General features: G+C 70.0%; 29 protein-coding genes and 1 pseudogene. 10 read left to right on the top strand and 20 right to left on the bottom strand.

Annotated features, from left to right (window positions below; all coding sequences use genetic code 11):
• Positions 1–2: 2 nt before the first annotated feature.
• Genes ACFWP5_RS22665 through ACFWP5_RS22655 form a run of 3 tightly spaced genes read right to left on the bottom strand, consistent with a single transcriptional unit; the run spans position 3 to position 3209 of the window.
• The gene (locus ACFWP5_RS22665; protein WP_384159324.1) at positions 3–1160 is read right to left on the bottom strand and encodes a FecCD family ABC transporter permease; all 1158 of its coding nucleotides are present in this window, start codon (positions 1158–1160) and stop codon (positions 3–5) included.
• On the bottom strand, positions 1157–2146 hold the full coding sequence (locus tag ACFWP5_RS22660) for a FecCD family ABC transporter permease (protein ID WP_384159321.1): 990 nt from the start codon (positions 2144–2146) through the stop codon (positions 1157–1159). The genes ACFWP5_RS22665 and ACFWP5_RS22660 overlap by 4 nt, the downstream gene beginning before the upstream one ends.
• A 34-nt stretch (positions 2147–2180) precedes the next feature.
• Positions 2181–3209, bottom strand: a complete 1029-nt coding sequence (locus ACFWP5_RS22655; protein ID WP_384159318.1) for an ABC transporter substrate-binding protein — start codon at positions 3207–3209, stop codon at positions 2181–2183.
• Between the two features lie 117 nt (positions 3210–3326).
• On the opposite strand from ACFWP5_RS22655, the gene ACFWP5_RS22650 reads away from it, so the two are divergent.
• Positions 3327–3722 (top strand): VOC family protein, encoded by a 396-nt coding sequence (locus ACFWP5_RS22650; RefSeq protein WP_384159315.1) that lies wholly within the window; start codon positions 3327–3329, stop codon positions 3720–3722.
• 1 nt (position 3723) lies between these two features.
• Here the strand turns inward: ACFWP5_RS22650 and ACFWP5_RS22645 are convergent, their stop codons facing one another.
• Positions 3724–4524, bottom strand: a complete 801-nt coding sequence (locus ACFWP5_RS22645; RefSeq protein ID WP_384159312.1) for a hypothetical protein — start codon at positions 4522–4524, stop codon at positions 3724–3726.
• 48 nt (positions 4525–4572) lie between these two features.
• Positions 4573–5475, bottom strand: coding sequence for an AraC family transcriptional regulator N-terminal domain-containing protein (locus ACFWP5_RS22640; RefSeq protein ID WP_384159309.1), 903 nt, complete (start codon positions 5473–5475; stop codon positions 4573–4575).
• Positions 5476–5637: 162 nt separating this feature from the next.
• Between ACFWP5_RS22640 and ACFWP5_RS22635 the strand changes: the two genes are divergently transcribed.
• The gene (locus tag ACFWP5_RS22635; RefSeq protein ID WP_384159307.1) at positions 5638–6729 is read left to right on the top strand and encodes an aldo/keto reductase; all 1092 of its coding nucleotides are present in this window, start codon (positions 5638–5640) and stop codon (positions 6727–6729) included.
• 52 nt (positions 6730–6781) lie between these two features.
• Here the strand turns inward: ACFWP5_RS22635 and ACFWP5_RS22630 are convergent.
• A pseudogene (locus tag ACFWP5_RS22630) lies at positions 6782–6958 on the bottom strand (oxidoreductase); the annotation flags it as partial.
• A gap of 407 nt (positions 6959–7365) precedes the next feature.
• Here ACFWP5_RS22630 and ACFWP5_RS22625 point away from each other — a divergent pair.
• Together ACFWP5_RS22625 and msrA (ACFWP5_RS22620) are read left to right on the top strand one after the other, a co-directional pair.
• The gene (locus tag ACFWP5_RS22625) at positions 7366–8820 is read left to right on the top strand and encodes an amidase (protein ID WP_384159304.1); all 1455 of its coding nucleotides are present in this window, start codon (positions 7366–7368) and stop codon (positions 8818–8820) included.
• A gap of 137 nt (positions 8821–8957) precedes the next feature.
• Positions 8958–9470, top strand: coding sequence for a peptide-methionine (S)-S-oxide reductase MsrA (gene msrA / locus ACFWP5_RS22620; RefSeq protein WP_384159301.1), 513 nt, complete (start codon positions 8958–8960; stop codon positions 9468–9470).
• Positions 9471–9525: 55 nt separating this feature from the next.
• On the opposite strand, the gene ACFWP5_RS22615 is transcribed toward msrA (ACFWP5_RS22620), so the two are convergent.
• The 8 genes from ACFWP5_RS22615 to ACFWP5_RS22580 all read right to left on the bottom strand — a co-directional run bounded on the left by ACFWP5_RS22615 (position 9526) and on the right by ACFWP5_RS22580 (position 15837).
• On the bottom strand, positions 9526–10455 hold the full coding sequence (locus ACFWP5_RS22615) for a DUF5829 family protein (RefSeq protein WP_384159421.1): 930 nt from the start codon (positions 10453–10455) through the stop codon (positions 9526–9528).
• A gap of 134 nt (positions 10456–10589) precedes the next feature.
• A complete protein-coding gene (locus ACFWP5_RS22610; protein WP_384159298.1) occupies positions 10590–10898 on the bottom strand; it encodes a hypothetical protein in 309 nt (102 codons plus the stop codon).
• 83 nt (positions 10899–10981) lie between these two features.
• The gene (locus tag ACFWP5_RS22605) at positions 10982–12001 is read right to left on the bottom strand and encodes a threonine/serine dehydratase (RefSeq protein WP_384159295.1); all 1020 of its coding nucleotides are present in this window, start codon (positions 11999–12001) and stop codon (positions 10982–10984) included.
• Between the two features lie 95 nt (positions 12002–12096).
• A complete protein-coding gene (locus tag ACFWP5_RS22600) occupies positions 12097–12750 on the bottom strand; it encodes a hypothetical protein (protein ID WP_384159293.1) in 654 nt (217 codons plus the stop codon).
• Positions 12731–13324 (bottom strand): DUF4291 domain-containing protein, encoded by a 594-nt coding sequence (locus tag ACFWP5_RS22595; RefSeq protein WP_384159418.1) that lies wholly within the window; start codon positions 13322–13324, stop codon positions 12731–12733. The genes ACFWP5_RS22600 and ACFWP5_RS22595 overlap by 20 nt, the downstream gene beginning before the upstream one ends.
• Positions 13325–13478: 154 nt before the next feature.
• Positions 13479–13928, bottom strand: coding sequence for a DUF4304 domain-containing protein (locus tag ACFWP5_RS22590; RefSeq protein ID WP_384159289.1), 450 nt, complete (start codon positions 13926–13928; stop codon positions 13479–13481).
• Positions 13921–14589 (bottom strand): peptide-methionine (S)-S-oxide reductase MsrA, encoded by a 669-nt coding sequence (msrA, locus tag ACFWP5_RS22585; protein ID WP_384159286.1) that lies wholly within the window; start codon positions 14587–14589, stop codon positions 13921–13923. Before msrA (ACFWP5_RS22585) ends, ACFWP5_RS22590 begins: the two co-directional genes overlap by 8 nt.
• A gap of 129 nt (positions 14590–14718) precedes the next feature.
• Entirely contained in the window at positions 14719–15837 is a 1119-nt protein-coding gene (locus tag ACFWP5_RS22580) for a hypothetical protein (RefSeq protein WP_384159282.1), read from the bottom strand.
• A gap of 224 nt (positions 15838–16061) precedes the next feature.
• Here ACFWP5_RS22580 and ACFWP5_RS22575 point away from each other — a divergent pair, with 224 nt between their 5' ends.
• On the top strand, positions 16062–17216 hold the full coding sequence (locus ACFWP5_RS22575; RefSeq protein WP_384159279.1) for a cystathionine gamma-synthase: 1155 nt from the start codon (positions 16062–16064) through the stop codon (positions 17214–17216).
• A 52-nt stretch (positions 17217–17268) separates the two neighbouring features.
• Here ACFWP5_RS22575 and ACFWP5_RS22570 read toward each other — a convergent pair whose 3' ends face one another.
• The 3 genes from ACFWP5_RS22570 to ACFWP5_RS22560 all read right to left on the bottom strand — a co-directional run bounded on the left by ACFWP5_RS22570 (position 17269) and on the right by ACFWP5_RS22560 (position 18702).
• Complete coding sequence (locus ACFWP5_RS22570; RefSeq protein ID WP_384159276.1) at positions 17269–17517, bottom strand: hypothetical protein; 249 nt, start codon at positions 17515–17517, stop codon at positions 17269–17271.
• 34 nt (positions 17518–17551) lie between these two features.
• Positions 17552–18055 (bottom strand): sigma factor-like helix-turn-helix DNA-binding protein, encoded by a 504-nt coding sequence (locus ACFWP5_RS22565; RefSeq protein ID WP_384159273.1) that lies wholly within the window; start codon positions 18053–18055, stop codon positions 17552–17554.
• 149 nt (positions 18056–18204) lie between these two features.
• Positions 18205–18702, bottom strand: a complete 498-nt coding sequence (locus ACFWP5_RS22560) for a MarR family winged helix-turn-helix transcriptional regulator (RefSeq protein WP_384159270.1) — start codon at positions 18700–18702, stop codon at positions 18205–18207.
• 163 nt (positions 18703–18865) lie between these two features.
• On the opposite strand from ACFWP5_RS22560, the gene ilvA reads away from it, so the two are divergent.
• From ilvA to ACFWP5_RS22545, 3 genes are all read left to right on the top strand, one after another.
• Positions 18866–20095 carry a threonine ammonia-lyase gene (gene ilvA, locus ACFWP5_RS22555; RefSeq protein ID WP_384159267.1) on the top strand — a complete coding sequence of 410 codons (1230 nt, stop codon included), beginning with the start codon at positions 18866–18868 and terminating at the stop codon, positions 20093–20095.
• A gap of 198 nt (positions 20096–20293) precedes the next feature.
• The gene (locus tag ACFWP5_RS22550) at positions 20294–21310 is read left to right on the top strand and encodes an ATP-binding cassette domain-containing protein (RefSeq protein ID WP_384159264.1); all 1017 of its coding nucleotides are present in this window, start codon (positions 20294–20296) and stop codon (positions 21308–21310) included.
• Complete coding sequence (locus ACFWP5_RS22545; RefSeq protein WP_384159261.1) at positions 21307–22164, top strand: ABC transporter permease; 858 nt, start codon at positions 21307–21309, stop codon at positions 22162–22164. The genes ACFWP5_RS22550 and ACFWP5_RS22545 overlap by 4 nt, the downstream gene beginning before the upstream one ends.
• A 116-nt stretch (positions 22165–22280) precedes the next feature.
• Here ACFWP5_RS22545 and greA read toward each other — a convergent pair whose 3' ends face one another.
• Together greA and ACFWP5_RS22535 are read right to left on the bottom strand one after the other, a co-directional pair.
• Positions 22281–22781 carry a transcription elongation factor GreA gene (gene greA, locus ACFWP5_RS22540; protein ID WP_363100201.1) on the bottom strand — a complete coding sequence of 167 codons (501 nt, stop codon included), beginning with the start codon at positions 22779–22781 and terminating at the stop codon, positions 22281–22283.
• A gap of 168 nt (positions 22782–22949) precedes the next feature.
• Positions 22950–23348 (bottom strand): DUF4307 domain-containing protein, encoded by a 399-nt coding sequence (locus tag ACFWP5_RS22535; RefSeq protein WP_384159258.1) that lies wholly within the window; start codon positions 23346–23348, stop codon positions 22950–22952.
• A gap of 148 nt (positions 23349–23496) precedes the next feature.
• On the opposite strand from ACFWP5_RS22535, the gene mca reads away from it, so the two are divergent.
• Positions 23497–24357, top strand: a complete 861-nt coding sequence (gene mca / locus ACFWP5_RS22530) for a mycothiol conjugate amidase Mca (RefSeq protein ID WP_384159415.1) — start codon at positions 23497–23499, stop codon at positions 24355–24357.
• Positions 24350–24619: a hypothetical protein gene (locus ACFWP5_RS22525; protein WP_384159255.1), complete on the top strand. Its 270-nt coding sequence runs from the start codon at positions 24350–24352 to the stop codon at positions 24617–24619. Before mca ends, ACFWP5_RS22525 begins: the two co-directional genes overlap by 8 nt.
• A gap of 19 nt (positions 24620–24638) precedes the next feature.
• On the opposite strand, the gene ACFWP5_RS22520 is transcribed toward ACFWP5_RS22525, so the two are convergent.
• A partial coding sequence (locus tag ACFWP5_RS22520; protein ID WP_384159252.1) for a hypothetical protein occupies positions 24639–24915 on the bottom strand: 277 nt, incomplete at its 5' end.

Here is a 24915-nt window from a genome sequence, read left to right as displayed (position 1 = left end):
CCCTAGCGTTCCGCCCGGCTCCGCCCGAGCAGCCACAGCAGATACGGCCCGCCGACCAGCGAAGTGAGCGCGCCGACCGGAACCTCCAGCGGGGGCAGGATCGTCCGGGCGGCGAGGTCGGCGGCCACCAGGATCACGGCACCCGTCAACGCCGAGCACACCAAGGGCAGTTGAGGCGCACGGGTGAGCCGCCGGGCCAACTGCGGCGCGGTCAGCGCGACGAACCCGATCGGGCCGGCCGCCCCGGTGGCCGTCGCGGCCAGCACCACCCCGAGCACGGTCACCGCGAGCCGCGTCCGGTCCACCCGCACCCCGAGCGAGGCGGCGGTGTCGGCGTCGAGCCCGAGCGGCCGCACGGCCCGGCTCGCCCACACCAACGCGGGCAGACACGCCAGTAGTACGACGGCCAGGGGCCCCGCCTGCTCCCAGCCCCGGCCGTTCAGAGACCCGGTCAGCCACAGCTTGACCTGCTCGGCGGCCTGCAACTCGCTGTCCGCGAGATACAGCTGCACTACGGCCGACAGCGCGACCCCGATCCCAACCCCCGTCAGCACGAACCGACTTGGCTGCATCCCGTGCCGCCACGCCAGCACATACACGAGCGCTGCGGCCGCGAGTCCGCCCGCGACGGAGACGGCGGGCATGGCACCGGGCGAATTCACCATCCCGGCGGAGAGCGCGAGCACGGTCGCCGCGGCGGCACCGTGCCCGACCCCGATCACATCCGGACTGGCGAGCGGATTCCGGGTGACGGTCTGCACGAGCGCTCCCGCGAGCCCGAGGGCGACTCCGACCAGCGCCCCGAGCACGATCCGCGGGACCCGCAACTCGTTGACGACAAGGCCGTATTGTCCGGAACCGGTACGGAGCGTGTGCCACACCTCGCCGGGCGAGATGTAGGTCTGCCCGCAGCAGGCGGCGGCGGTCATCGCAACGGCCAGCACCAGTACGAGAGTTGCGGCCACGACGGCCGAACGGCGGTGCAGGAGGAGGGAGATGGCGGGATGGGGTCGGAGGACGGTGACCCCGGCGGGACGGAAGGGGTCGGGGGCGGGGGCGCGCTCGGTGGGGCGGGGCGTCGCGGTCGTACGGTCGCGTTCGGTGGGAGGAGTCGCCACGCTCGTACGGTCGCCCCCGGTGGGGTCGGACGCGCTGTTCATACCGCCGTCGCCTTCCGCCGCACCAGCACGACCAGCACCGGCACCCCCACCAGCGCCGTCATCACCCCGGCCGGCACCTCGGCAGGAGAGCGCACGACCCGCCCCGCGACATCCGCCGCGACCAGCAGCGCGGCGCCGAGCAGTGCGGACAGGGGGAGCAGGCTGCGGTGGCCGCCGGAGGTGAGGCGGCGGGCGAGGTGGGGGACGGCGAGGCCGACGAACGCGATCGGGCCGGCGGCGGCCACCGCGGACGCCACCAGCAGGGTCGCCCCGAGCGCCGCACACACCCGCACGACCCCCACCCGGTGCCCCAGCGCCCGCGCCGTCTCGTCGCCGAGGGCCAGCGCGTCCAGCCCGCGCGCACAGGCGAGGACCAGCAGCGCCCCGGCCACCAGGAACGGCAGCATCTCCACGACGGTGTCGGCGTCCCGTCCGCTCAGCGAGCCGACCTGCCAGAACCGGAACTGGTCCAGCGTCGCCGAACTGGACGTCAGGACAACGGTCGTACCACCGGCGGTCATCGCCGACAACGCCGTACCGGCGAGGGCGAGTTTCACCGGCGAGGCCCCGCCCCGGCCGCGCGCGGCGATGCCGTAGACGAGACAGGCGGCGAGGACGGCGCCGGCGAAGGCGTACCAGACGTAGCCGCTGAAACCGCTCGCGAGGCCCGTCGCGATGGCGAGGACGACGCCGGCCGCCGCGCCCTGGCTCAGTCCGAGGATGCCCGGATCGGCGAGGGGGTTGCGGGTGACGGCCTGGAGTGCGGCACCCGCGACGCCGAGTGCCGCGCCCGCGGTCAGTCCGATCTCGGTGCGGGGCAGCCGTAGCGACCGTACGACCAACGCGTCCGGTGAACTCCCGCCGTGGAAAAGCGCGTTGAGTACCTCGGACGGGGGGATCGGGCGGGTGCCGACGGCGAGGCTGAGCAGCACGGCGGCGGCCACCGCGAGGGCGGCCGCCGGCCAGGCGAGGCGTTTGACGCTCACAACGTGTTCGCTGTCCGTCTCTCTGCTTGCTTCGCTACTTGCTGATGTCCTCGGCGAGTTGGAGGACGACGAGGCGTGCGGCGGTCGGGCCCGCGTTGAGGTACCAGGGGTCGTCGTCGACCTTCACGGCGTGTCCGGACTTGACCGCGCTCATCGACTTCCAGAGCGGTCCGGCCAGCACGCTCGCCGCGTCGGTCTTGTCGGCGTCGCCCTGCACGGAGTAGAAGATCCAGTCACCGTCGGCCTTGTCGATGCTCTCGGCGCCGATGTCCTGCGAAATCGCCTTGAACTGCTGCGACTTGGGCCGGTCGAGCCCCATGTCGACGGCGATGGAACCGGTGAAGGACGAGACACCGAACATCCGGGTCCGGCCGGGCGTGAACCGCAGCATCGACACGGAGGTCTTCGACAGCGCCTCCCCCTTCTCGCCCGCGTCCTCGACGATCCCGTCGAGCAGCTTCTGCGCCTGCTGGCCCTTGCCGATCGCGTCGCCGACGAGGAGCAGGTCGCGCTTCCAGTTGACGCCGTTGCCGGCGGTGATGACGGTCGGCGCGATCTTCGACAGCTTGGGGTAGAGGTCGCCGAGCGAGTCGTTGGCGAGGATCAGGTCGGGCTTGGCGGCGGCGAGCGTCTCCAGGTTGGGCGCCTGGCGCGTGCCCGCGTCGGTCATCGCGGCGAGCTTCGACTTGTCCGCGGGGAAGGCGTTCGCGAGGTAGTCGGGGACGAGGCCGGCGTTGTCGGCGCGGGTGGTGCCCGACGGGACGGTGCCGAGGGAGAGCAGGTCGTCGAGCTGTCCGGTGCTCAGCACGGCGATCTTCGTGGGCTTCGACTTGATGGTCGTCCTGCCCTCGAAGTGCGTGACGGTACGGGGGAAGGTCCCGTCGGTGTCGGTGTCCGAACCCATGCCGGTCGCGAGGGTGCTGGGCGCGGCGGCCGGTCCCTCCGAGGCGCCGATCACCTTGTTCTGCTGGCTGTCACCCGTCCCCGACTTCTCGGCATCGTTGTCGGCGGAGGACGACGAACACCCGGCCAGCAACCCCCCGACGACGGACACGGCGGCCACCGCCGTGACAGCCTTCCTCTTGAACGCACGCACTATCACTGTCTCTCCGATCACTGGCCAGGTAAGGCTTACCTTAGCTTGCCGTCGAAGAGGCTCGGGCATGAGGAGGCCCACACGATGACCGTGCAGTTGAACCACACCATCGTCGCCGCGCACGACAAACACACGTCGGCCCGTTTCCTCGCCGACCTCCTGGGCCTCCAAGTGGGCCCGCAGTACGGCCCGTTCATCCCGGTCCCGATCCCCAACGGGGTGACCCTGGACTACATGGACCAGCCCGGCTCCGGCTTCGCCGAGATCACTCCGCAGCACTACGCGTTCCTGGTTTCGGAGGACGACTTCGACGCGATCTTCGGCCGGATCCGGGCAGCGGGGCTGACGTACTGGGCGGACCCGGCGCATCGGCGGGTGGAGGAGATCAACACGAACGACGGTGGCCGGGGGGTGTACTTCGACGACCCGAACGGGCACGTCCTGGAGATTCTGACGCGGCCGTACGGGAGCGGCGGCTGACTCAGACGCCGGCGGTGGGGAAGGACTCGCCCGCGCCATAGGACCGTACGAGCACCCCGCCGTCCGCCGCCGGCCGTACCGAGTGCGCGCGTCCCAGCCCGGAGACGTGGGCGCGACCGTCCGCCGCCACCTCGACCAGCGTGTTCTCGTCGAGCGCGACGCCATGGGAAAGCCGGTGCCGGGTGACGGCGGCGATGAGCCGAGGCAGCGTCCCCCACTGCGCCGCGTGCGCGTCCACGGCGAAGGACACGAGCCCAAGCCCTTCCCGTACGGCGATCTCGTCCAGGTCCTCGGCGGTGTCCTCCGGGCACACCGCGACGCCGTCGAGCAGCCACCCCCCGACGACGGCCGACCGCGCGGCGAGCGCGGCTCCGGCGGAGAACCCGGCGTACGGGACCCGCCGCTCGGCGAGAAGCCGCGGCAACCGGTCGAGACACCCGGCGAAGGCGTCCTGATAGGCGGGGGTCAGCCCACCGCACACGAGCAGCCCGTCGACGTCCGAGACCGCCTCGACGTCGAATCGTCCACCGATCGGCACGAGCACCGGCACGGGAGCGCAGTCGGCGGCACTTCTCAACGCGGCGTCGTATCGGGCGAATTGCCGCTCCCCGTCGCCCTCCCCTTCATCGACGATCACACAGGCGATACGGGGCACGGCCCCGGCGGAGCCGCCCGCGGCACGGAGGAAGGGTTCGTAGACGACGGGGGTGGCCCACCCGCCGCCGATCAGGAAGGTACTGGGCCTGAGCGGACTCGGCTCGGTGGGTGTGCTCGGTTCGCTCGGCTTGCTCGGCTCGTTCACCGACGCATCAAATCCCGTCCCTCCGGCCCCTGTCACACGCTTTTGCGTTCACGGGCGCGCGCCCGCCACCTCGCCCCGCAGCCGTACCGCGTCCTGCCCCGGCGGTCTGCCGAAGGCGCGGCGGTATTCGCGGCTGAACTGGGAGGCGCTGTCGTAGCCGACCGCGAAGCCGACGTCGGAGACATCTCCCGCGCTGCTCATCAGCAGCAACCGGGCTTCCTGCAGGCGGATGCGCTTCTGGTACTGGATCGGGGTCAGTGCGGTCACCGCGCGGAAGTGGCGGTGGAAGGGGGAGGCGCTCATCCCGGCGAGCCGGGCCAGGTCGTCGACGCGGAGGGTCTCCGTGTGGTGGTCGCGGATCCAGCGAATGGCCCTGCCGATATGGGTGAGTTGACTGTCGGCGAGCCCGATCTGCCGTACGAGAGCGCCCTGTTGGCCGGTGATCAGCCGCCACAGGATCTCCTTCTCGATCAACGGCCCGAGCACCGGCGCGTCGCCGGGACGGTCGCAGAGCCGTAGCAACCGCACTGCCGCGTCGAGGAGTTCGGCGGGTGCGTCGCAGACGGCGAGACCGTGCGGGGTCGTGCCGCGGGGGAGTGGGGTGGTCCCCGTGTCGAGGAGCAGGGAGGCGATCTTCGCGGGTTCGAGGGCCAGGCCGCAGGCGAGGAAGGGTACTTCGGGGCTGGCCTGGGTGTAGTGGCCGGCGACCGGGAGATCGACCGAGACGACGAGGTACTGCCCGGCGCCGTAGTCGTGGACACGGTCGCCCAGGGTGAGCCGTTTCGAGCCCTGCGCGACGATCGCCAGGACGGGGCGGGCGACGCTCACGGTCGGCGCCTCGGGGCGGTCCGCCTTGGTCAGCAGCAGGCCGTCGACGGCGAGGGGACGGGGGCGGGTGGCGTGCCGGTCGATCAGGGCGCGCAGTTCCTTCAGAAGCGCGGGTGGGTGCACGTCCCGATCCAAGCACCGGGAGGGGCCGCCCGCAACCGTCCGCCCGTACGGCAGATCGACAGGATCGTGCAAGCGGGCGGTGGGATCGCCCTAACGATTCCCCTGGTCAGAGTGGTGACCTTGAGGAGTCGGTTCCCCAACCTCTTCCCACAGGAGCATTTCATGGCACTCGACTCGCTCGACTCGTACGTCGGTCTCGGCCGCTCCGGACTCAAGGTGAGCCCCTTCTGTCTCGGGGCGATGAACTTCGGCGAGGACGGCGGCTTCGGCTGCGGCGTGGAGGAGTCGGAGAAGATCCTCCAGACCTACCTCGACCGCGGCGGCAACTTCGTCGACACCGCGAACTTCTACACGAACGGCCACTCGGAGGCCATCCTCGGCGACTTCCTCGCCGCCCACCCCGGACTGCGCGACCGCCTGGTCCTGGCCACCAAGTTCTACGGCAACCTCCACCTCGGCGACCCCAACGGCGGCGGCGCGAGCCGCAAGGCGATCATCGGCCAGCTGGAGGACTCGCTGCGCCGCCTCCGCACCGACTACATCGACCTGTACTGGCTGCACAACCACGACCGTTCGACACCGGTCGAGGAGACCCTGCGCACGCTGGACGACCTGGTGACGGCGGGCAAGATCCGCTATGTCGGCTTCTCGGACACCCCGGCCTGGTTCACCGCGAAGGCCCACACGACGGCACTGCTGCGCGACTGGACGCCCGTCACCGCACTCCAGTTGGAGTACTCCCTCCTGGAACGCACCATCGAGGGCGAGTTGATCCCGCTGGCCCAGGACGCCGGGATGGCCGTACTGCCGTGGGGCCCGCTCAAGAGCGGCTACCTGTCCGGGAAATACCGCCGCGACCACTCGACTCCCGTCGACACCAAGCGCGCGGCCCTCCTCGGCGCGCCAACTGCCGCCCAGTTCACGGTGATCGACAGGCTGGCCGAGGTGGCGGAACAGACGGGCGCGACCTCCGCCGCCGTAGCCCTGTCCTGGGTCCAGTCCCGCCCCGGCGTCACCTCCACCCTCATCGGCCCCCGCACCCTGGCCCACCTGGAAGCCAACCTCGCCGCCCTGGACCTCCACCTCACCCCGGCCCAGACGGCCGCCCTCGACGAGGTGTCCACGCCCACCCTCAACTTCCCCTACGACCTCAACCGGCAGGTCGGCGACATGCTCAAGTACGCGGGGGCGACGGTGGACGGGGTGCCGAGCGCGGTGTACCCGCCGTTGGTGCAGAGCGCTGCGCGGTACTGAGGGCGCGCTGCTGAACGCTGGTTGACACGCGCGGAGTCGACCGGCGGCAGCATCAGGCCTGCGCGGTGGGTCGTACGACCATCTCGTTCACGTCGACGTCGGCCGGCTGCTCGACGGCGAAGGCGACGGCCCGGGCGATCGCATCGGCCGGGGTCGCCAGGTGGTCCCGCATCGCCGTGATCCGCGCCCGGACTTCACTGTTCGTCGAGGCCTCCGCGAAGTCGGTGGACGGCTCAAAAGCCTTGTACAGCAACGGAGTTCAGCCCGATACCCTGCCCGAGTCGGGGGTGAGCGCCGCAAGTCGCAAGGCTGGCGTATGAGTTCGTCGCACTGGAGCCGGGTCATGCGAGCAACAGCGATCGTCGTGGGAGCGGGCATCGGCGGACTCGCCGCGGCGCTGAGCCTGCGCCGGGCCGGGCTCCGTACGTGCCGGTGCAGATCCTGACCTACGTCGACAAGATGTCCGCGCAGTACTCGGCTCTCATGAAGAACCGTGTCGAAGGGCTGTCACAGAGCGGCTGACGCCGACCCGAACCGACCCGCCTCACCCGTCCCTGCGATGCCCCACTTTTCCGCAACTCCGTTGCGCGCAGCGGTATTTCGTGGCTTCTTCCCGTGGTCTATACGGTCGGATTCATGGAGCGGAATCTGTGGAATTTCCCGACGGCCGAAGAACTCGCCGCCGCCCTGCGCGCCGGCGACGTCACCTCGGCGGAGCTGACCGACGAGGCGATCTCCCGTATCGAGCGGCACGACAAGGCGATCAACGCGATCTGCGTGAGGGACTTCGACCGCGCGCGAGCCGCCGCGCACGCCGCCGACCAGGCACGCGCCCGCGGCGAGGACCGGCCGCTGCTCGGCATCCCGGTGACGGTCAAGGAGTCGTACGACATCGCCGGGCTGCCCACGACCTGGGGCATACCGCAGCACCGGAACCATCTGCCGGCCGAGGACGCGGTGCAGGTCTCGCGGCTCAGGGCCGCGGGCGCGGTGATCCTCGGAAAGACCAACGTGCCGTTGGGCCTGCAGGACGTGCAGAGCTTCAACGAGATCTACGGCACCACCAACAACCCCTGGGATCACGGCCGTACGTCCGGCGGATCCTCCGGCGGATCGGCGGCGGCCCTGGCGTCCGGGTTCGGCGCGCTGTCCATCGGTTCCGACATCGCCGGTTCGTTGCGCACCCCCGCGCATTTCTGCGGTGTCTACGCGCACAAGCCGACGCTCGGGCTGGCGGCGACCCGCGGCATGGTCCCGCCGACCGCGCCGGCCTTCCCTGTCGACCCCGACCTCGCCGTCGTAGGTCCGATGGCGCGCACCGCCCGCGACCTCACGCTCCTGCTCGACGTCATGGCCGGACCGGACCCGCTGACGCTCGGCGTGGCCTACGACGTGACGCTGCCGCCCGCGCGCCACGAGCGGCTCGGCGACTTCCGGGTGCTGGTCCTCGACGAGCATCCGCTCATCCCGACCGGGTCCGCGGTGCGGGCGGGCGTGCACCGGGTGGCCGACGCGCTCGCCGACGCCGGTGCCCGCGTCGAACGGCACACTCCACTGCTGCCCGATCTGACCGAAGCGGCGCTGCTCTACACGCAGTTGCTGGGCTCTGCCGCCCGGTTTCCCGTCGAGGTGTACGAGCAGCTTCGCACCCGTGCCGCCGGACTGAGCGCGGACGATCAGAGTCTCGACGCGGTGCGGCTGCGCGGCGTGGTGTTCAGCCACCGGGACTGGATCGAGGCGAACAACGGCCGCGAGCTGCACCGTCACGGCTGGCGGCGGCTCTTCGCCGAGTTCGACGCCGTGGTGTGCCCCGTGACGCCCACGCCCGCGTTCCCGCACGACCACAACCCCGATCCGATGGCACGCCGGCTCGACATCGACGGCGTGGCGCACCCGTACTTCGACCAGCTCGTGTGGGCCGGCGTGGCCACCATGCCCGGCCTGCCCGCCACGGCCGTACCGGCGGGCCGGTCGCCCGAGGGCCTGCCGGTGGGAGTGCAGCTCATCGGCCCGATGTTCGAGGACCGCACCCCGCTGCGGCTCGCGGAACTGCTGGAGGAGAGGATCGGCGGCTTCCAGGCACCCATGTAGGGCGTACGAGCAGGTCGGTCGCGGAATCGCGCGGAACCTTCGTGTGTTGAGCACACTGGGTAAGGGATGCCGGTGACACACGAGCCGAGTGACCGAACTGCCCGAGTGATCGAGCTGACGGATATTGGAGGGTCGCAATGGCTGCGCAGACGCAGAGGGCCGTGCTGGCGGGCGGATGCTTCTGGGGGATGGAGGAGCTGGTCCGCCGGCTCCCGGGCGTGACGGCGACCCGGGTCGGTTACACCGGGGGAGACGTGCCGAACGCGACGTACCGTAATCACGGCACGCACGCGGAGGCCATCGAGATCCTTTACGACCCCGAGAAGACCGACTACCGCGCGCTCCTGGAGTTCTTCTTCCAGATCCACGACCCGAGCACCAAGAACCGCCAGGGCAACGACATCGGCCTCAGCTACCGCTCGGCGATCTACTACGTCGACGACGAGCAGAAGCGCGTCGCCGAGGACACAATCGCTGACGTGGACGCGTCGGGCCTGTGGCCGGGCAAGGTCGTCACCGAGGTGGAGCCGGTGGGCCCCTTCTGGGAGGCCGAGCCGGAGCACCAGGACTACCTGCAGCGCTACCCGGACGGCTACACCTGCCACTTCCCGCGGCCGGGATGGCGTCTGCCGGCTCGCGCGGAGAGCTGACGACGAGCACATCCAGAGGCGTGCGCCCCCTCGACGAGGGGGGCGCACGCGCTGTCTAGCGGGTGGTGGCGGTGCCGTTCTTGGCGAACGTCCACACCGCACGGCTGCCGGGGCCGACGGTGAGGGTCGAGTTGCCGATCTGCTCCACATGCCGGTCCTTCACGGGCCGGTTGAGGGACATGTCGACCTGCTGGTATCCCGCTTGCGCGCGCGGGACGACGTCGAGCCGAATCGTGGTGCCGCCGCCCTCCGCGACGACGCCACCGCCCGTCACCGTCCGGACGGTGAACCCGCCGGCCCGCAGCAGCGGCACGGTGTCGGCGAGGTCGCCCTCCGTGACCGCGATGCGGACGGAGGTCACGTCACGCATGAGGTGGCTGCGGTAGTCGTCGGGGAGGTAGCGCTCCCGGCCGACGTCACCGGGGAAACTCGGCGGCTCGGTGTTGCTGCGCGGATCGGCGAAGTACTCCGGCCGGTACTCCATCCCCCAGGCATCGAAGGCGTCGTACTCGGTCGCGGTGAGAACGGCGTCGAACCACGGCACGGGCACACCGTCACCGAAGTCCTTGGTCTGGAGGAAGTCGACGGGTTCGGTGACCCCCTCGTCCTTCAGCCGTTGCTTGACCGTCGCCAGGTCTCCCGCGTGTTCGACCGAGAGGCCCAGTCCGGCGGCGCCGAGGGTGCCGTCCTGGCCGGGGACGTCACCGACTCCGAACAGTTCCAGGTAGGTCTCGCGGCCCATCAGATAGCGGCCGGTCCAGGTCTCTCCGCCGGTACCGGTCGTGGTGCGGACCTGGAAGTTGGCGAACTCCCGCAGATAGTCGGAGTGTTCGATGGCGTCGGCGGTCTCCCGGTCGAAGACGCCGAAGGAGTGGTTGTAGAACAACAACTGCCGATCGTACGAGGCCCGGTTCCCCTCGGCCTGTGCCGTCCCCACCCCACCCCCGATCGCTCCGGCGAGAGCCACAGCGAGCACGATGATCATCCGTAGTGCGCGACGAATCAGCATGTGCGGGATCGTAGGGCGGGGAGGGCTCGGCCGCCGCACTTTCTGAACGAGGCCGAAATGCTTGACACGTGGCGTTTTGGCGGGGAGGCGGTGGTGGGACGCGCGGCCTGTCACAACAGGCTTTCGTCCCGGACTGTCCAGCCTGCGCCCAACTCACGGCGCAGCACCTCCAGCGCGGTGAGCGCCTGCTGTTTGAACAGTCGCAGTTCTTCGTCGGACCACGGGGACGGGTCCGACGGATAGTCCCAGTCGATCGAAGACTGGTACCACTCGCACAGCCTCGCCAGCTCGGCACGGGTGGCCGGGGCGATCGGCAGGCGCTCCAGATCACAGGGGTGGCCGTAGGGGCTGTCCATGTCGTCCGGCCACAACGGAGTGTCTACGCCGGCCTCGAAGAAGAAGCGCAAGTAGTGGACCACGCGGCACCCTCTCATGACGCTCACTGAGCCCTCGGAGCACATCTGGCAGGCGGCGCTCGTGGTAGGCGGCGGACGAGTGATGGTCAGGCCCTGTGGGGGAGGGGAGCCGCGCCGACCCAGCGCTGATAGGCGTCCACGTCGACGTTGCTGCCGCACACGATGGTGACCACGTGCCGGCCGGCGAAACGGTCGCGGTCTTCGAGGATCGCCGCGATGCCGAGCGCGGCCGACGGTTCGACGACGAGGCCGGCGTGGTCGAGGAGCATCCGCATACCGGCGATGATCGACGCCTCCTGGACCAGGACGGCGTCGTCGGCGACCAGGAGGAGATCGTCCAGGACGGCCGGGATGGGGCGCCGGCCGGCGACGCCGTCGGCGATGGTGTCGGTCGAGTCGGTGGTGACGACGCGCCGCCCGCGCCACGAGTGCGTCATCGCCGGTGCGCCCAGCGGCTGGACGCAGATCACCTCGACGTCGGGTGCCAAGGCCTTCAGCACATGCCCCACGCCGGTGGCCAGCGCCCCGCCGCCGAGAGCGATCAGGACGGTGTCGAACGGCGGCCCGGTGCCCGCCTGTTCCGCCTGTTCGGCCTGTTCCAGCGCTTCCACCAGTTCCAGGCCGATGGTCGCCGCACCCTCGCAGGTCTCGATGTCCAGGCTGTCCTCGACCAGCCGGATGCCGTCGTAGCGCGCGATGGCCGCCGCCCGCTCGCGAGCCAACTCGTGGTCGCCGTCCACCAGTTCCAGCCTGGCGCCCAACGCGCGGATGCGGTCCAGCTTGGCCGATGTCGCGAAGCGGGACGCTACGACAGTCACGTCGAGCCCCCGGCCGCGACCGGACCAGGCGAGGGCTTGGCCGAGGTTGCCCGCACTGGCGCACACCACATCTCGCGGACCCTGCTCGGCGAGCAGGCTCGCGACCACCTCCGTGCCGCGGCCCTTGAAACTGCGGACGGGGTTCGCCGTTTCGAGCTTGATGCTCACCGCACACCCGAGACCGGGCTCCAGCGCCTCGCAGCGGTACAGCGGAGTGCCGAGAAACACCGGGTCGATCACCCGGCGAGCGGCCCGGATCCGAGCGGTGTCGAGGCGTGTCTCCTGCACGACACGGGAGCGTAGCGCCACCACTGCTGTTCCATCCGGGCGGTACTGCTGGTGCCGGCCTTCGACAGGGACGCCGCGGTGCCTGTGCTGCTCCGTCAGAGGCCGGATGGCCGGTTGGACAGCCAGTCGGTGTGCTTCGCGCGCAGGCGGTCCCGTTCCGCGGGTGTGGTGAGGATGACGTCCGCCCCACCGTCGTAGGGGTGGTGGATGCGTCGAAGGCCGGTGTCGGTGACGAACACTTCGGCGAGTGTGTCGTCCGCGACGGCGCGCAGCAGTTCGTCGACACCACCGTGCTGCCACGGGCCCCGGTCGGCGTAGAGGCGGGTGTGGGCGTGCAACTCCGGGTCGGGGTCGTCCTCGTCCGACTCGGTCCACCAGTGGACGCCGCCGGGGTGCAGTGTCCGGCGCGGTTCCGGCCAGTGGGCGGGCCCGGTGGACGTGTACGACCAGTCCATGGTCACCACGAACACCTCCGTGCCCGCGAACAACTCGTCGAGGACGGTGTTGTACCGGTGCAGCACGATCGCGTACTCGTCCTCGAACTCCGGATACCGCTTCGAGCCGGGGAGACTGTGAAAGCGCACCCAGCGGTCCGCGTACGTACTGCGGAACATGTGGGCGACGGGCGGACCCGACGGCCGCCGTTCCCGCCACAGCGCCGCGAGCGGTGTCGCTACGTCACGGGTGCTCACCCGTCGGCCGCCGTCGGCTGTCGAGTGCAGCGGCCCGTCATCCTCGTAGGTGGGCAAGGAGTTCGTCTCCCAGTGGGTACGGGCGTTCCTGGGGCAGCAGTTGGGCGGCGGAGTCCAGGTCACCGCCGCTGACGAGGGCCTGGATCCGGTGGGCGAGCGGGGTCACGTCGCGGATGGCGACCGTCCACTCGTCCGCGTAACGGCGCACGGCCTCACCGGACAGACCGAGCTGCAGGGCACGGCAGGACAGGGGCTGCAGTCGCAGGTCCCGCTCGGGGTCCCACTGCACGCGAGCGGGCGCACGCTTCAACTGACGCTGCCAATCGGCTCGGTCGGGATGCACCCCGCTGACATAACTCGACAGGCACGCGTGTCGCAGCGCCCACTCGAATCCGTCACGGCTGATCTCGACAGCGAGGACGGTCTCCTGCCCCGCCTTCGCGCCCCAGCCGCAGCGGTACATCATCCACAGGAACGACGGCTTGATCCACGTCATCCGGTCCCGCTTCCACGCGGCGGGAAAGCGACCCTCGCGAGCGGCGGGCACGCCGATGTCCGGGGGATACGCCTGGTAGACGGTGATCGTCGATTCCGAGTGGACCGCACGGATCCCGCGCTGCGGTTCTTCCATGGAGTACAGGGTGAGGGTCGGCCGGTTCACGAAGCCACCGGTTTTCGACCGCCGTTCACTTGCTACGGCTGTTCACTTGCGGCTGCCGTTCACCACGGCGCAGAGCGATCGGCCGCAGCACCGCGCGAGTCGACGGTGCCACGGCAACCCCTGCTCATGAACGGCGCTGCTCCCGAATGGCAGGCAGCGCGTACTCCGTCACCGCGGTGATGACCCCACGGGCAACGGGCTCCGGGTCGGTCGTGGCCGAGATGGTCCACCAGGTGTCGCGGTTCGCGGGAAGGAGGCGTCCTATGCGGCTGTGCCAGGCCGCCGGGCCGTACACGGTGTTCGGGCTGGGGCGGGCGGGCAGGTGTGGCTGACGTCTGCGGGCCTGGGCCCAGCCGAGCTTGTCGGCCACGGTCACGTTGAGGGTGAATTCGACCTGCCCCGCCGTGTGGTGCGGGGCCTTCTGGAAGCCGATGAGCGCCCAGGTTTCGAGATGGGGCAGTTCGTACGTCTGCCCCGAACCCTTGAAGCCGAGCGCGCGCAGACCGGGTGCGATCCGGGCGCGCATCAGCGAGGTGAACGCCTGCTGCGCGGTGGGCGCGGAGCCGTCAGCCATCGGTCGGCGCCACGCCGATCGGGCAGGACACGCCGGTCCCGCCGATCCCGCAGTAGCCCGCCGGATTCTTGTCGAGGTACTGCTGGTGGTACCCCTCGGCCGGGTAGAACACCCGGCCCTCCGCCGGGAGTATCTCCGTGCTGATCGTGCCGTAGCGCGAGCGCGTGAGGACCTGCTGGTAGGCCACGCGCGAGGCTTCCGCCGCGGCTGCCTGGTCGGGGGTGTGGGGGTAGATCGCCGAACGGTACTGCGTGCCCACGTCGTTGCCCTGACGGAAGCCCTGGGTCGGATTGTGCGACTCCCAGAACCTCTTCAGCAGCCTCTCGTACGAGATCAGCTTCGGGTCGTGGACCACGCGGACCACCTCCGTGTGGCCGGTCAGGCCCGAACAGACCTCCTCGTACGTGGGGTTCTCCGTGTAGCCGCCCTGGTAGCCGACCAGAGTCGTCCACACGCCCACAGGAAGCTGCCAGAACGTGCGCTCCGCACCCCAGAAGCAGCCCAGTCCGAAATCGGCGACCTCCAGATGCTCGGGGTACGGGCCGAGCAACGGGGTGCCGAGAACGGCGTGGCGATCGGGGACCGTGAACACCGGCTCCGGCCGGCCCTGCAAAGCCTGTTCGTGGCTTGGTAGTTGGGGCGTACGGCTGTGCAGGAACATACGATCTCCAATCGGGCCACAACGAGGGTCCGCACCTGCCCAACGGGCGAGCCCCTCCGAGAATTCCGCCTTCCTGTCGAGTACGACCCGTTTCGTGTACGACCGCCCCCGGAACCCAGCCTTCGGCGCTCAGTGCGGCAGACTCGCCGGACTCCCGCCGTTCGCCTCGTACCCCGCCACCGCCAGCGCCCGGTAGACCGCGAACTCCGCCGCCGGGTCCGGCGACAGGGTCCAGGGAAGGGCCCCGACATGGCCGTCGATGTGTATGAGCTGGTTCATCGCCTCGGACCAGCGCTCCGCGCGGACCAGGAAGAAGACCAGGAGATGGCGGACGTGCGCCAGCATCGGGTCGTCGGGGCGGGCCGCGTGGACGGCGAAGAGCGCGCCGTGGATCGCCTTCTCCACGACCTCGCTCTGGTAGAAGCTGCTGACCAGGTTCACCTCGGGGAGGTGCTCGAAGACCGCGAAGAGCGGCATCGCGGCGAGGAGGGAGCCCTGTGGGGCGCGCGCGGCGGCCGCTTCCGCGAACGAGTTCGCCAGCTCGCGCGACCCGTGCCACTTCTCGCACCAGTAGTGCAGCGCCGCCAGATGCGCCCCCATGTGTGCCGGCGCGCGGTCCAGGATCTTCAGCCACAGCTGCTCGAACTCCGGCTGCGGATACGTCAGTCCGCGGGCCACCGACAGCTCGACGATGTACGGGACCGGGTCACCGGGGGAGAGGAGCGCCGCCTGACCGCAGGCGTCCCGCGCCTCCTCCATGATGATCCGGAACTCGTCCGTCCCCCGCGTCGACGTACGCCACGCCTGCTGCACCAGGAACTCCGCGTGTACGGCCGCGCCGCCCGCGTCCTTCGGGTGTTCAAGACGCCACACGCGCAGCCACTGCCCGCCCGGTGTCTCGCTGACCCCGCCGGGCCGCTGCTGCAGCTCCAGCGACGCGGCGCCCGCGAAGGCCTGCACGCGCTGCCAGCGCAGCTCGCCCGTGATCTCGGTGCCGGCCAGCAGTTGCATCGCCGCGCGGTAGTCCTGGGTGCGCTGCACCAGGTCGAGGACGTCCAGCAGGTCCTGGTCGGGGCCGGGCATGCGGATGTCCAGCTCCTCCTCGCGCGCGAACCCGTAGGTCGCCGGGTCCGCGGCGTCCGGGTGGCCCGGCGAGACACGCTCGATCATCCCGCGCCTGCGTCGCAGGAACGGGATCAGCACGAAGCCCATCATGACCAGCGCCATCAGGACCCAGAGAATCTCCATGCCTCAAGCGAACCAGACGGGTCCGACAATTGGCCAACCCGGTCCGCCCCCTGTGGAAAACCACGGTCGCCCCGCCCCTCGGCCCAGTGGAAGAACGCCGCAACCCTGCCCCCTCGACCCGGTGGAACACCGCCGCCGCCCTGACCCCGCGGCCCTGACCCCGCCGCCCTGTGGAAAACCTCCGGATCGTCGTCTACCCCGCAGGCGCACTACGCTCGGGGCTCATGAGCGACAGGCACATCAGTCAGCACTTCGAGACCCTCGCGATCCACGCGGGCAACACCGCCGATCCCCTGACCGGCGCGGTCGTCCCGCCGATCTACCAGGTCTCGACCTACAAGCAGGACGGCGTCGGCGGTCTGCGCGGCGGCTACGAGTACAGCCGTAGCGCCAACCCCACCAGGACCGCCCTGGAAGAGAACCTCGCCGCCCTGGAGGGCGGCCGCCGCGGCCTCGCGTTCGCGTCCGGACTGGCGGCCGAGGACTGCCTGTTGCGTACGCTGCTCAGCCCCGGCGACCACGTCGTCATCCCGAACGACGCGTACGGCGGCACGTTCCGTCTCTTCGCGAAGGTCGTCTCCCGGTGGGGCGTCGAGTGGTCGGTCGCCGACACCAGCGACCCGGCGGCGGTACGGGCCGCCATCACCCCGAAGACGAAGGTCGTCTGGGTGGAGACCCCCTCGAACCCGCTGCTCGGCATCACCGACATCGCGGTCGTCGCGCAGATCGCGCGGGACGCGGGCGCGAAGCTCGTCGTCGACAACACCTTCGCGACGCCGTACCTCCAGCAGCCGCTGGCCCTCGGCGCGGACGTCGTCGTGCACTCCCTGACCAAGTACATGGGCGGTCACTCGGACGTCGTCGGCGGCGCGCTGATCGCGGCCGACGAGACGCTGGGCGACGAGCTGGCGTACCACCAGAACGCGATGGGCGCGGTCGCCGGGCCCTTCGACTCCTGGCTGGTGCTGCGCGGCGCCAAGACGCTGTCGGTGCGCATGGACCGGCACAGCGAGAACGCCACCAAGATCGCCGACATGCTCACCCGGCACGCACGCGTGACGCGCGTTCTCTACCCGGGCCTCCCTGAGCACCCCGGTCACGAGGTCGCCGCCAAGCAGATGCGGGCCTTCGGCGGCATGGTCTCCTTCCAGGTCGAGGGCGGCGAGGAGGCGGCCGTCGAGGTCTGCAACCGCGCCAAGGTGTTCACGCTCGGCGAGTCCCTGGGCGGCGTCGAGTCGCTGATCGAGCACCCGGGACGCATGACGCACGCGTCCGTGGCCGGTTCGGCCCTGGAGGTCCCCGGCGACCTCGTACGCCTCTCCGTGGGCATCGAGAACGTGCAGGACCTCCTGGAGGACCTGCAGCAGGCACTGGGCTAGTCCCGACAGCCCCGACAGACGAAGCCGGGCCCGGGTCAACACATCAGGGCCCTCACCAACCCGTCAGCGGTGGAGTCGTCTCCGACGGCGGCTCCACCCAGGGATGGGCCATCAGCGCCCACACGGTGAACGCCACGACCCCCGCCCACAGCAGCAGCCACATCAGCCGCCGGGCGGCCCGTCTGCGGCGCAGCATCCGGCCGCCGCGGCGCACGACGTCCGCGTACAGCTCCGGCGGCACCTGCGGCGGAGTCCGCTCCATGATCCGCCGTACGGCCGCCTCCCGCTCGGGCCTGTTCACGCGCGCGTACCCCCGCTCCACGGCCTCATGGGCCTCATGACGGCACCACCTTGGCCCCGCCCACCTTCGGTGCCGGACCGCGCGGCGGATGCAGCAGCGTCGCCGTCGCCCGCTCGCAGATCGTCCGGACCCGTTCCGTGGGGAGGCCGAGCAGTGCGGCGGCCTGTTCCTCGGCGACCCCCTCGTACAACCTGAGGACGAGGATCAGACGCTCCTGGGGGACGAGGGCGCCCAGCGGGCTGTCGGGGTGGGGGCGGGCCCGGCCGAGGCCGCCGTACTGGTGCCAGGCCGCGCGGGCGAAGCGGGTGGCCAGGTACTGGCGGGCGCGGTCGTACGGGTCCTCGCCGCGCAGCCGGTCCCAGCACGCGTACGTGTGTGCCAGGGACAGCGTCAACAGGCGCCGCGCGCGCGGGTTGTCGTCCGGGGCCTCCGCGGTCAGCAGCGTGGCGGCATGCAGCAGCCGCCCTGCCGCGCCCGCGACGAACGCCTCGAACTCCCGGGCCCGGCGGGCGCCTTGGGACGCCTGCCGTTCTCGCACCGCGCAGCCTCCCCCCTGAAGGACCCGGTTTCATATGAGGCCAGGGCCGTCGCGAGGTCAAGAGTTCGGTACGAAAGGCGGGAGCCGGGCATCACGCGCGTGTGCCCGCGCCCTTGCGGGAATCCGCGCGTTTCAGGAACCCGTGTCCTTCAGGAGGCCGACGGTGTCTCGGCGCCCGGGACCGCCATCCGCGCGGAGAGGGCGCTGTTGAAGCGTGCGAGGAGCGTGCAGAACGCCTCGCGCTCCTCCGGCGCCCAGTCGTGTGTCAGCTCGTCCATCAACTGACGCCGGGACGAACGCACTTCCTCCAGTCGCGACTGCCCGCGCGGGGACAGCTGCAGCACCACCGCCCGGCCGTCCTCGGGATGCGACGTGCGCTTCACGAGCCCGGTGTCGACGAGCGGGGCCACCTGCCGGGTGACCGTGGAGGAGTCGATCCCCATGCTCGCGGCGAGCGCCTTGACGCCCATCGGACCTTCCTTGTCCAGGCGGTTGAGCAGCAGATATGCGGCGCGGTCCATGGAGTTGCGCACCTGGCCGACTCCGCCGAGCCGGGTCTGTTCGGCACGGCGGGCGAACACCGCCACCTCGTGCTGCAGCGTCTCGAGGAGACCGGGTTCACCGACGGTCGTCATGTCCATCGACATTTCAGGTGTTGTGGGCATGGCCGGGGGCTCGCTTCATGAAGGGGGTGCTGGGTTGGGGGACAGGGTACGCGGCCGGAAGGCAGGCCGTACCGGCGCTGCGCAAACCAGTCTCGGAGCTTGGTCACAGCCGCGGCACGCGCCTGTGAACTGCGATGCTTGAGTCATGAGCTACAGCACGGCTGACTCCTTGCGACCCGTCACCCTCGACGATGTGCGCGGCGCCCAGAAGATGCTCACGGGCGTGGCGCGGGTGACCGCGATGGAAGGCAGCAGGCACCTGACCCAGCTCGTCGGCTCGCCGGTCCACTTCAAGTGCGAGAACCTCCAGCGGACCGGCTCGTTCAAGCTCCGCGGCGCCTACGTCCGTATCGCCGGACTGCTCCCCGAGGAGCGCGCCGCCGGTGTCGTCGCCGCGAGCGCAGGCAACCACGCCCAGGGCGTCGCCCTCGCCTCCACGCTCCTGGGCGTGCGCTCCACGGTGTTCATGCCCAAGGGCGCGCCCCTGCCGAAGATCAGCGCCACCAAGGAGTACGGCGCCGAGGTGCGCCTGCACGGCCACGTGGTCGACGAGACGCTGGCCGCCGCGCAGGAGTACGCCCATGAGACGGGCGCGGTGTTCATCCACCCCTTCGACCACCCGGACATCATCGCGGGCCAGGGCACGGTCGGCCTGGAGATCCTGGACCAGTGCCCCGAGGTGCGCACGATCGTCGTCGGGATCGGCGGCGGCGGGCTCGCGGCCGGTGTCGCGGTCGCCGTGAAGGCGCTGCGGCCCGACGTGCGGATCGTGGGCGTACAGGCGGCGGGCGCCGCCGCCTTCCCGCCCTCGCTGGCGGCCGGACGCCCGGTGCCGATCAAGAATCCGGCGACGATGGCCGACGGCATCAAGGTCGGGTGCCCCGGCGAGGTGCCGTTCGGGATCGTCGCCGAGCTGGTGGACGAGGTCCGCACGGTCAGCGAGGACGAGCTGTCCGCCGCGCTGCTGCTCTGCCTGGAGCGGGCCAAGCTGGTCGTCGAGCCGGCCGGTGCCAGCCCGGTCGCCGCGCTGCTGAGCGATCCGCGGGGCTTCGAGGGACCGGTCGTCGCGCTGCTGTCCGGCGGGAACGTCGACCCGCTGCTGCTCCAGCGCATCCTGCGCCACGGCATGTCCGCGCAGGGCCGCTACCTGGCCGTACGGCTGCGGCTGACGGACCGGCCGGGGGCCCTCGCGACGCTTCTCGGGGTGTTGTCAGTGGTCGACGCTAACGTCCTCGATGTGAGTCACGTCCGGACCGATCCTCGGCTCGGGCTCACGGAGGCGGAGGTCGAGCTGCATCTGGAGACGAAGGGTCCGGTGCACTGCGCCGAGGTCGGTCACGCCCTGCGCGACGCGGGGTACACCGTCATCGACTGAGATCGGTCGTCGGCCGAGGTCAGAGCCCCTTCGCCAGCTGTTCCGTCACTCGTTCGAGAAAATCTGTTGAGAGACGCGATACATCGCGTTATGGTGTGTCTCGTGTCGCCCACAGGCGGGAGCGTGCCGCCCCCGTGGGCAGAACAAAAGACACATACCTAGGCTTTTCAAAGAATCCCCGACGACGTGGAGACTGATATGCCAGGCGCCATCTATGCCGAAGGCCTGGTGAAAACCTTCGGCGATGTGAAAGCTCTGGACGGCGTCGACCTCGATGTCCCCGAGGGCACCGTGCTGGGCCTCCTCGGGCCCAACGGCGCGGGTAAGACGACCGCCGTCCGCTGTCTGACCACGCTGCTGCGCCCCGACAGCGGCAAACTGGTCGTCGCCGGCCTCGACGTGCTCAAGCAGCCCAACGAGGTGCGGCGTTCCATCGGCCTCTCCGGCCAGTTCGCCGCGGTCGACGAGTACCTGACCGGCAGGGAGAACCTGCAGATGGTCGGCCAGCTCTACCAGATGAAGGCCAAGGACGCGAAGGCCCGGGCCGATCAGCTGCTCGACCAGTTCAACCTCGCGGACGCCGCCGACCGTACGGCCAAGACCTACTCCGGAGGCATGCGCCGTCGGCTCGACCTGGCGGCGGCGCTCGTCGTCTCGCCGCCCGTGATGTTCATGGACGAGCCGACCACCGGCCTCGACCCCCGCAACCGCCAGATGCTGTGGGAGGTCATCAAACAGCTGGTCTCCAGCGGTACGACACTGCTGCTGACCACCCAGTATCTGGAGGAGGCCGACCACCTCGCGCACGACATCGCGGTGGTGGACCACGGCCGTGTCATCGCCCGCGGCACCTCCGACCAGCTCAAGGCCCGCACCGGCGGCGAGCGCGTCGAGGTCGTCGTGCACGAACGCGACCACATCCAGATCGCCTCTGAAGTGCTGCTCGGTTTCGGCAAGGGCGACACGACCGTCGAGGAGCACACCCGCAAGCTCACCGTGCCCGTCACCGGCGGCGCGAAGCTCCTCGCCGAGGTGATCCGCGAGCTCGACTCCCGCGGCATCGAGATAGACGACATCGGCCTGCGCCGCCCCACCCTCGACGACGTGTTCCTGTCCCTGACAGGCCACCTGGCCGAGGAGAAGGCCGAGGAGAACGGCACGGACGCGAACCAGAACCCCAAGGACCGCAAGCACAAGAAGGAGGCCGCGAAGTGAGTGCCGTCACCGATGCCGCGCCGGTCGCGGCGCCGAGCAGCGCGCTGGGCCAGTCCGTGCACGACTCGCTGGTCGTCGCGAAGCGGAATTTGATTCGCATGTCCCGAATTCCCGAAATGGTAATTTTCGGGCTCATCCAGCCCATCATGTTCGTGGTGCTGTTCACCTACGTCTTCGGCGGTTCCATGCAGATCGGCGGCAGCACCAGCGCCACCGACTACAAGAACTTCCTGATGGCCGGCATCTTCGCGCAGACCGTCACCTTCGCCACCGCAAGCTCCGGCGCGGGTATCGCGGACGACATGCACAAGGGCCTCATCGACCGGTTCCGTTCGCTGCCCATGGCGCGCGGCGCGGTGCTGACCGGGCGGACGCTCGCGGACCTCCTGCAGACGGCGCTGACGCTGCTGGTCCTCGCGATAGTCGCCCTGCTGGTCGGCTGGCGGGTCGGGTCGGACGGGGGCACCAACGCCGGGAAGGTCCTCGGTGCCTTCGGGCTGCTGCTTCTGCTCGGGTACGCGTTCACCTGGATCGGCGCCCTGATCGGGCTCAGTGTCCGTACGCCCGAGGCGGCCACCTCCGGCGGGCTGATCTGGCTCTTCCCGGTGACGTTCATCTCGAACGCGTTCGTGGACACCGGCAACATGACCCCGTGGCTGCGCCACATCGCCGAGTGGAACCCCTTCAGCGCCACCGTGCAGGCCTGCCGGGTGCTCTTCGCCAACCCGGGACAGTCGCCCTCGGACGCCTGGCCCATGGTGCACCCGGTGTGGGCGTCACTGATCTACTCGCTGCTGATCATCCTCGTGTTCCGGACGCTGGCGGTGCGGAAGTACCGCTCGGCGACGGCCTGAGGAGCCACGCGAACCGCTTCTCGCGGCAGCTCCCGAGCATGACGAAACCCCCGGCGCCGCAAGGTCGCCGGGGGCTCGTCGAAAGCCGATGGAAGCCGAAAGGCAGATACCGCAGGTCAGCCGTTGTACGGCTCGGCCTTGAGGATCGTCACCGAGGCCTTCTTGCCGTTGGGCAGCTCGTACTGCGCTTCCTCGCCGACCTTGTGGCCGAGCACGCCGGAGCCCAGCGGGGACTGCGGCGAGTAGGTCTCGATGTCGGCGCTCGCGTACTCGCGCGAGGCGAGCAGGAAGGTCGTGGTGTCGCTCTCGTCGCCGTCGAAGGCGATCGTGACGACCATGCCGGGCGCGACCGCGCCGTCCGTCGACGCGGGAGCCTCGCCGACCTTGGCCTTCTCCAGAAGCTGGGTCAGCTGGCGGATGCGGAGCTCCTGCTTGCCCTGCTCCTCCTTGGCCGCGTGGTACCCGCCGTTCTCGCGCAGGTCGCCCTCCTCGCGAGCGGCCGCGATCTTCACGGTGATCTCGGCGCGCGCGGGACCAGACAGGTACTCCAGCTCGTCCTTGAGCTTGGTGTACGCCTCCTGCGTGAGCCAGGTGACGTCTTCGCTGGTCTGGGTCACAGGTGCTCCTCGTAGGTACTGGGAATACAAAGCATCGCCCTACCCAGAAGAATGTTCCTTCATGGAAGGGCGAAACCACGAGCCTAACAATTCAACGGCGTCAGGGGGAGGACATAAGCCGTCAGACATACGTCAACGCTGGTCAGCGCCTACGTAACAAGGGTGACGTCAGTCGGAGTGGCAGCCGAGCAGCTCGGCGGTGGTGCCCCTGGCCGTGGTGCGCAGGGTGACGACCCTGTCGATGCGGGTCGCGGAGCCGTCGAAGTGGAAGTCGGCGCGTCCCACCTCGGACTGGTCCGCGGCCTGGGAGCGCAGGGTGCAGTAGCCGGTGGTCCCGGAGTCCTTGTGGACCTCAAGATGCACCTTGACCTCGTTGCCGGAGGCCTGGAAGGTGATGACCTCGGCGCTGATCTTGGCCTCGACGACATAGTGGTAGGCGAAGTACCCGACGAGGGCGAGCAGGCCCGCCGCGAGGACGGCGCCGGCGACCTTGAGCTTGTGGTCGGCACGCTCGTCCGACGAGCGGCCGTAACGGCCCTCGGGCAGTCGCGCACTCGCCGTACTCATGATCGTCCTTTCGGCAAGGGGCCGTAGAAGCAGGCCCCCGGAATTATTCGCCCCCGGATTCGGTCACTATAGAAGTCGCCGATCGCACCCCAAGACACCGGGGCGCCGACTTACTGAGGATTGAGTCTTGACTGACCAGCTGCGACTGATGGCCGTCCACGCGCACCCCGACGACGAGTCGAGCAAGGGCGCGGCCACCATGGCGAAGTACGTGTCCGAGGGGGTGGACGTGCTGGTCGTTACCTGCACGGGCGGGGAGCGCGGTTCCATCCTCAACCCGAAGCTCCAGGGCGACAAGTACATCGAGGACCACATCCACGAGGTACGCAAGAAGGAGATGGACGAGGCCCGCGAGATCCTCGGCATCAAGCAGGAGTGGCTCGGCTTCGTCGACTCGGGGCTGCCCGAGGGCGACCCGCTGCCGCCGCTGCCCGACGGCTGCTTCGCGCTGGAGGACGTCGACAAGGCGGCCGGTGAGCTGGTGAAGCAGATCCGTTCGTTCCGTCCGCAGGTGATCACCACCTATGACGAGAACGGCGGTTATCCGCACCCCGACCACATCATGACCCACACGATCTCGATGGTGGCGTTCGAGGGCGCGACGGACACCGAGAAGTACCCGGAGTCGGAGTACGGCCCGGCGTATCAGCCGCAGAAGCTGTACTACAACCAGGGCTTCAACCGTCAGCGCACCGAGGCCCTGCACAACGCGCTCCTGGCGCGCGGCCTGGAGTCGCCGTACGAGGACTGGCTGAAGCGGTGGAACGAGAACGAGCGGACGGAGCGGGTGCTGACCACGCACATCCCGTGCGCCGAGTTCTTCGAGATCCGTGACAAGGCGCTGCTCGCGCACGCCACGCAGATCGACCCCGACGGCGGTTGGTTCCGGGTGCCGATGGAGATCCAGAAGGAGGTCTGGCCGACCGAGGAGTACGAGCTCGCGAAGTCCCTCGTCGCTACCTCCCTCCCCGAGGACGACCTCTTTGCGGGCATCCGCGACAATGCCTGACATGAGCTCAAGCGCAGCCCTGGCAATGACGCACCTGGTCCCCCTCGCCGAGGTCGACGAGAACAAGGTCACCCCCGGCGTCCTCGGCTTCATCGTGTTCGCGGTGATGGCCCTGGCCGTCTGGGGACTGATGAAGTCCATGAGCAAGCAGATGAACAAGGTCGACTTCAAGGAGGGCTCGGACCCGAAGGCCGGGTCCAAGGCCGAGTCGAGGGTCGAGTCGGAGTCCGCCCCGGCCGAACCCAAGGCCAAGCAGGGCTGACCCGGCCGATCCGGGGAGGTCAGGGGGTGCCGGACACCGCCACCCCCATCACCTCCCGCGCATGCCGGCTCGGCACCATGCCCAGCCGCCACGCCTGCCAGCCCGCCTCCAGGTTCACGCCCCGCTCCAGCAGCAGCTGGTACGCCTCCACGTAGTCGTCGAGTTTCTCGTCGCGGTACGGGTGGCCGGCGCGGGACAGCTGGGCCAGTTCCTCCTGGGCGACCGCCGTGCCGACCTCGACCCCGCCGGGGGCCGCGTACGGCAGCAGCGTGGAGCGCAGGAAGTGGGCCCAGTCC

This window comes from Streptomyces sp. NPDC058469 (assembly GCF_042721125.1).
Taxonomy (GTDB): Bacteria; Actinomycetota; Actinomycetes; order Streptomycetales; family Streptomycetaceae; genus Streptomyces.
Note: the sequence above shows the minus strand (reverse complement) of the source record. Positions and strands in the feature narration are given on the sequence as shown.

What these genes read in the sequence shown, in the direction of transcription:
- ACFWP5_RS22525 (WP_384159255.1), top strand. Translation starts at nt 24,350, where the DNA reads ATGCCTGACATGAGCTCAAGCGCAGCCCTGGCAATGACGCACCTGGTC.
- ACFWP5_RS22575 (WP_384159279.1), top strand. Translation starts at nt 16,062, where the DNA reads ATGAGCGACAGGCACATCAGTCAGCACTTCGAGACCCTCGCGATCCAC.
- mca (WP_384159415.1), top strand. Translation starts at nt 23,497, where the DNA reads ATGGCCGTCCACGCGCACCCCGACGACGAGTCGAGCAAGGGCGCGGCC.
- ilvA (WP_384159267.1), top strand. Translation starts at nt 18,866, where the DNA reads ATGAGCTACAGCACGGCTGACTCCTTGCGACCCGTCACCCTCGACGAT.
- ACFWP5_RS22665 (WP_384159324.1), bottom strand. Translation starts at nt 1,160, where the DNA reads ATGAACAGCGCGTCCGACCCCACCGGGGGCGACCGTACGAGCGTGGCG.
- ACFWP5_RS22590 (WP_384159289.1), bottom strand. Translation starts at nt 13,928, where the DNA reads ATGGCTGACGGCTCCGCGCCCACCGCGCAGCAGGCGTTCACCTCGCTG.
- msrA (WP_384159301.1), top strand. Translation starts at nt 8,958, where the DNA reads ATGGCTGCGCAGACGCAGAGGGCCGTGCTGGCGGGCGGATGCTTCTGG.
- ACFWP5_RS22595 (WP_384159418.1), bottom strand. Translation starts at nt 13,324, where the DNA reads ATGGAAGAACCGCAGCGCGGGATCCGTGCGGTCCACTCGGAATCGACG.
- msrA (WP_384159286.1), bottom strand. Translation starts at nt 14,589, where the DNA reads ATGTTCCTGCACAGCCGTACGCCCCAACTACCAAGCCACGAACAGGCT.
- ACFWP5_RS22535 (WP_384159258.1), bottom strand. Translation starts at nt 23,348, where the DNA reads ATGAGTACGGCGAGTGCGCGACTGCCCGAGGGCCGTTACGGCCGCTCG.
- ACFWP5_RS22650 (WP_384159315.1), top strand. Translation starts at nt 3,327, where the DNA reads ATGACCGTGCAGTTGAACCACACCATCGTCGCCGCGCACGACAAACAC.
- ACFWP5_RS22625 (WP_384159304.1), top strand. Translation starts at nt 7,366, where the DNA reads ATGGAGCGGAATCTGTGGAATTTCCCGACGGCCGAAGAACTCGCCGCC.
- ACFWP5_RS22560 (WP_384159270.1), bottom strand. Translation starts at nt 18,702, where the DNA reads ATGTCGATGGACATGACGACCGTCGGTGAACCCGGTCTCCTCGAGACG.
- ACFWP5_RS22635 (WP_384159307.1), top strand. Translation starts at nt 5,638, where the DNA reads ATGGCACTCGACTCGCTCGACTCGTACGTCGGTCTCGGCCGCTCCGGA.
- ACFWP5_RS22615 (WP_384159421.1), bottom strand. Translation starts at nt 10,455, where the DNA reads ATGATCATCGTGCTCGCTGTGGCTCTCGCCGGAGCGATCGGGGGTGGG.
- ACFWP5_RS22550 (WP_384159264.1), top strand. Translation starts at nt 20,294, where the DNA reads ATGCCAGGCGCCATCTATGCCGAAGGCCTGGTGAAAACCTTCGGCGAT.
- ACFWP5_RS22580 (WP_384159282.1), bottom strand. Translation starts at nt 15,837, where the DNA reads ATGGAGATTCTCTGGGTCCTGATGGCGCTGGTCATGATGGGCTTCGTG.